This window comes from Halobacterium bonnevillei, from assembly GCF_009831555.1.
Taxonomy (GTDB): domain Archaea; phylum Halobacteriota; class Halobacteria; order Halobacteriales; family Halobacteriaceae; genus Halobacterium; species Halobacterium bonnevillei.
This window is the reverse complement of sequence record NZ_WUUU01000196.1, coordinates 1-5345: the sequence shown is the minus strand read 5'-3', so window position 1 is coordinate 5345 and position 5345 is coordinate 1. Positions and strand designations below refer to the sequence as shown.

3 protein-coding genes and 2 pseudogenes are annotated in these 5345 nt (G+C 69.0%); 4 read left to right on the top strand and 1 reads right to left on the bottom strand.

From position 1 onward, the window contains the following. The 4 genes and pseudogenes from GRX66_RS16320 to thrS all read left to right on the top strand — a co-directional run. On the top strand, positions 1 to 370 hold a 370-nt coding region (locus GRX66_RS16320; RefSeq protein ID WP_267903095.1), incomplete at its 5' end, for a Vms1/Ankzf1 family peptidyl-tRNA hydrolase. 92 nt (positions 371 to 462) lie between these two features. After that, complete coding sequence (locus tag GRX66_RS16315) at positions 463 to 1476, top strand: DUF1611 domain-containing protein (RefSeq protein ID WP_159527472.1); 1014 nt, start codon at positions 463 to 465, stop codon at positions 1474 to 1476. Then, positions 1473 to 2507 (top strand): dipeptide epimerase, encoded by a 1035-nt coding sequence (locus GRX66_RS16310; protein WP_159527471.1) that lies wholly within the window; start codon positions 1473 to 1475, stop codon positions 2505 to 2507. The genes GRX66_RS16315 and GRX66_RS16310 overlap by 4 nt, the downstream gene beginning before the upstream one ends. Before the next feature lie 158 nt (positions 2508 to 2665). Then, a pseudogene (gene thrS, locus GRX66_RS16305) lies at positions 2666 to 4590 on the top strand (threonine--tRNA ligase). 74 nt (positions 4591 to 4664) lie between these two features. Here the strand turns inward: thrS and GRX66_RS16300 are convergent. After that, positions 4665 to 5345, bottom strand: a pseudogene (locus tag GRX66_RS16300) (hypothetical protein); the annotation flags it as partial.

Genomic DNA, 5345 nt, shown 5'->3' with positions numbered 1-5345 from the left:
TCCACAACCTCCTCAGGCGCTCGGCGTCTTCGAGGCGCCCGAGCCGGCTGCCCCGGGCGGGCCTGGGCGTCCCGAGCGCGTCGACTTCGAGGGGTTCACGAGCGACGTGAAGAGCAAGCACTCAAAGGGCGGGTACTCCCAGGACCGCTTCGAGCGCCGCCGCGACTCCCAGATCCGGGAACACCTCGACGCCTGCCAGGCGGCGCTGTCGGCCGTCGATGCGGACCGCGTGTTCGTCGTCGGCGAGGGCACGCTGCTCGACGAGTTCGATGCGGACGCCAGTGCCGCCGTCGACGCCACCGGGAAGCCCGAGGAAGCGCTCGAAGACGCTCACGACGCGTTCTGGACGGTGCCGCTGTCGCTGCTGTAGGCGGCCGAGCGCGCGTTTCTTCGTGTCGGCCCAGCGACCTCTGGGTTGCCACCGGACGGAGGTTTAAGGCCGCCGCCGGCCTCCGTCGTCGTATGAAAGTCGCACTCCTCGCCCACGAGAAGTTCCCGGGCCGCGCGAAGACGGCAATCGGCGTCCTCCGCTACGCTGACTACGACGTGGAAGCCGTCATCGACCGGAACAACGACGGCTCGCGCGTCCACGACCACGTCGCGGACGTGCAGGACGCCCCCATCGTCGCGTCGATGGCCGACGTCACCGACGACGTGGACGCACTCGTCATCGGCATCGCGCCCATCGGCGGCGGGTTCGACGAGTCCTGGCGGCCGGACGTCCGGAACGCGCTCGAACGCGGCTGCGACGTCTACTCCGGGCTCCACTACTTCCTCGAGGACGACGAGGAGTTCGCGAGTCTCGCGGTCGAACACGGCTGCGAGCTCTGGGACGTTCGGAAGCCGCCGACGGACGTCGGCGTCGCGGACGGCGTCGCGGACAGCGTGGACGCCACCGTCGTCGCGACTGTCGGCACCGACTGCTCGGTCGGGAAGATGACCGCCACCCGTGAACTCTACGAGCACGCGCGCGAGGAGGGCCTGGACGCGGCGTTCGTCGCGACGGGCCAGACCGGCATCCTCATCGAGGGCGACGGCATCCCCGTCGACCGCGTCGTCTCGGACTTCGCGGCCGGCGCCGTCGAACGCATGGTGCTGGAGGCGGGCGCGGACCACGACTACGTCTTCGTGGAGGGGCAGGCGAGTCTGGTCCATCCGGGGTACTCCGGGGTCACTGCGAGCATCGTCCACGGCGCGATGCCGGACCAGCTCGTGCTCTGCCACGAGCACGGCCGGGACTCCGTGCACGGCTACGACCAGGCCCTCCCGCCGGTCGCGACGTTCGTGGACCGCTACGAGGCGTTCGCCGAACCCGTGGCGGACGCGGAGGTCGTCGGCGGCATGCTGAACACGCGCGGCGTCGAGAGCGACGCGGTCGCGCGGGAAGCTATCGCGGACTTCGCGGACGTCATCGACGCGCCCGCCGACGATCCTGTTCGCTTCGGCCCGGACTCCGTCCTCGAGGTGATTCGATGAAGGCGACGTACGACGTCCGCGAGTTCCCGCTGGAGTACCCGTTCACCATCTCCCGCGGCACCCAGGAGTCCGCGGGCGTGGTCGTCGTCCGCGTCGAGGACGACGACGGAACCGTCGGTATCGGTGGTGCGGGCCCGTCCGCGCACTACGGCGAGACCGTGGGGACCGTCGAGGCGGTGCTCCCGGACCTGCTGTCGGTCGTCGAGCGCGTCGGCGACCCGCACAACGTCGCGCGCGTCGAGACCGGGATGCGGGAAGTCGTCAACGACAACCCCGCGGCGCGCACCGCGGTCAGCATCGCCGTCCACGACCTCGCGGCCAAGCGCGCCGACCTGCCGCTGTACGAGTACTGGGGGCTGGACCCCGCGCAGTCGCTGGACACCTCCTACACCATCGGCATCGACGACGCGGAGACGATGCGGGAGAAGACCCGGACCGCCCGCGAGCGCGGGTACGGGACCCTGAAGGTGAAACTCGGGACGCCCCGCGACGAGGAACTCCTCTCGACGGTCCGGGAGGCCGCGCCCGACGCCACCATCCGCGTGGACGCCAACGAGGCGTGGACGCCCAAGGAGGCCGTCCGGAACATGGAGTGGCTCGACGAGTACGGCGTCGAGTTCGTCGAACAGCCAGTGCCGGCCGAGAACACGCAGGGCCTGAAGTACGTCTACGAGCGCTCCACGCTCCCCATCGCAGCCGACGAGTCCTGCGTCGTCGCCAGCGACGTCCCGAAGATCGCCGACCGCTGCGACATCGCGAACCTGAAGCTGATGAAGACCGGCGGCCTCCGGGAGGCCAGGCGGCTGATTCACACCGCCCGCGCGCACGGCCTGGAAGTGATGTGTGGCTGCATGGCGGAGTCCAACGCGTCCATCGCGGCGGCCTGCCACCTCGCGCCGCTGCTGGACTACGCGGACCTCGACGGCTCCCTGCTGCTCGACCGCGACGACTTCGAGGGCGTACCGATGCCCGCCGGCCACATCGACCTGCAGGCCGTCGACCGGCCCGGCACCGGCGCCCGAGAGACGTAAGCCCCTCGCTGCGTTCTCCAGGACCGCTCGCAGATTCGTCGCGAACGGCGCGGCGGCCCGGGACAGCGCCGCCCTCCTACGTCTGTCGGCGGTCCGTCACGCGGTCGCACCGTCTCAACAGGCTTATGGGTGTCTCCGGGCGAAACAACGACGAACACATGAGTTCCGTCACTGTGACGCTCCCGGACGGGTCCACGCTGGACGTCGAGTCCGGAGCGACGGTCGAGGACGTAGCGTTCGAAATTGGCCCCGGCCTCGGCCGTGACACAGTCGCCGGGAAGATCGACGGCGAACTCGTCGCGAAGGAGGCGCCAATCACCGAGGACTGCGAGATCGAGATCGTCACCGAGGACAGCGACGAGTACCTCGACGCGCTCCGACACACCGCAGCGCACGTGCTCGCGCAGGCCATCCTCCGCAACCACCCGAACGCCAAACTCACCATCGGTCCGTACACCGAGGAGGGGTTCTACTACGACGTCGCGAACGTCGAACTCGACGCCGACGACCTCGAGGCCATCCAGGCGGAGGCCGAGGACATCATCGACGCCGACTACGACGTCGAGCGCGTGGCGTACGACCGCGAGGACGCCCTCGAGACGTACGAGGACAACGCGTTCAAGCGCGAGATTCTCGAGACCGAGGCGGCGGGCGAGGACCCCGTGAGCTTCTACCGCCAGGACGGCTTCGAGGACCTCTGCAAGGGCCCGCACGTCGACTCCACGGGCGAAATCGGCGGCTTCGAGGTGCTGGAGACGTCGGCCGCGTACTGGCGCGGCGACGAGGAACGCGAAACCCTCACGCGCGTCTACGGCACCGCGTTCCCAACCGAGGACGAACTCGAGCAGTACCTCGAGCGCCGCGAGGAGGCCAAGGAGCGCGACCACCGGAAACTCGGCTCCGAGATGGACCTGTTCTCCATCCCGGACGTCACCGGCCCCGGCCTCCCGCTGTACCACCCCGCGGGCAAGACCGTGCTCCGGGAGCTCTCTGACTACGTCCACGGGCTCAACCGGGACATGGACTACGAGGAAGTCGAGACCCCGCACCTGTTCCGCACGGAGCTGTGGAAGCAGTCCGGGCACTACGACAACTACGTCGACGACATGTTCCTCCTCGACGTCAACGACGAGGAGTACGGGCTGAAGCCGATGAACTGCCCGGGCCATGCCACCATCTTCGACCAGTCGTCGTGGAGTTACCGCGACCTCCCCGTTCGGTACTTCGAGGATGGCAAGGTGTACCGCCGCGAGCAGCGCGGCGAGCTCTCCGGGCTCTCCCGCGTGTGGGCGTTCACCATCGACGACGGCCACGTGTTCGCGCGCGCCGACCAGATCGAGGAAGAGGTCCGGCGCATCATGACCTCATCGTGGAGGTCCTGGACACCTTCGGCCTCGACTACGAGGTGGCGCTCGCGACGCGACCGGAGAAGTCCGTCGGCAGCGACGAGATCTGGGAGAAGTCCGAGTCCCAGCTCCGGGACGTGCTCGACCAGCAGAACGTCGACTACGACCTCGAACCCGGCGACGGCGCGTTCTACGGCCCGAAGATCGACTTCGCGTTCGAGGACGCGCTCGGCCGCACGTGGGACGGCCCGACCGTCCAGCTGGACTTCAACATGCCGGACCGCCTGGACCTCGAGTACACGGGGTCGGACAACGAGGCCCACCAGCCCGTGATGATCCACCGCGCGCTCTACGGGAGCTACGAGCGGTTCTTCATGGTGCTCATCGAGCACTACAACGGCCGCTTCCCGACGTGGCTGGCGCCCGAGCAGGTCCGCATCCTCCCCGTGACGGACGACAACCTCGGGTACGCCCACCGCGTGAAGAACGAACTCGAGGGCTACCGCGTGACCGTCGAGGACCGCGACTGGACGGTCGGCCGGAAGATCCAGCAGGCCCACGACGACAACGTCCCCTACATGCTCGTCCTCGGCGACAACGAGGAGGAGGCGGGCACCGTGTCGGTGCGCGACCGCCAGGAGCGGGAACGCAACGACGTCGACCTGGAGACGTTCCTCGAGCACCTCGACAGCGAAGTCGACGCGAAGCGCACCGACCCCGACTTCGTCGACGAGTAACGCCGGTCCGGGTTCGCTTCTGGTCGGGGCCCCGCGCCGTAAGCCGTCTACCGAGTCCGGCCGCTGCCCCCGCCCTACTCGCTGTAATCGACCTCCCCGGAGCGGTCCGTCTCCCGGAGGATGAACGGTCCGATGGAGAGCGTGCGCTTCGTGACCGTGACGATGCGGAGGATGTACGCCAACAGGAGCGCGAACGGCCACACCGAGATGGTCGCGGCGGCGCTCACCACGAGCAACGCGTGGTTGACGCCGAACAGCTGTCCCGGGTACGCCGCCGGATTGAACAGCAACAGCACGCCGATGGAGACGCCGAGCGCGGGCACCGCGACGTACAGCAGCGCCCGCGACAGCTCCGAGAGCTCCCACTGGAAGTACAGCGTCTTGAAGTGCTCGCGGGCCGGCCCGAACAGTTCGAGGGTCTCGACGAGTTCGGAGAGCGCACTGTCGGCCGGCCCGGAGAGCGCGTCGCCGTACTCAGCCCGAAGGCGCTTCCCGGCGAAGAGCTTCCAGGAGTAGTTGTAGTTCAGGGCCGCGCGCACCACGTCGAAGGTCCCGAACTCCGCGCCGTCGAGCTGTGTCGTGACCTCGTCGGCGTTCTCCGCGACGTTGTCCGTGAACGTTCGGATGTCGTCGCCGGCCTCGCCGTCCGGAGCGGCGTCGACGAGCCGGTCCGCTTGCTCTCGGGTCGCCGTGACGAGGCCGCGGAGGAACGCCGACGGCTCGGTCGGTGCGACGTCCATCCGGCGGCGTCGGCG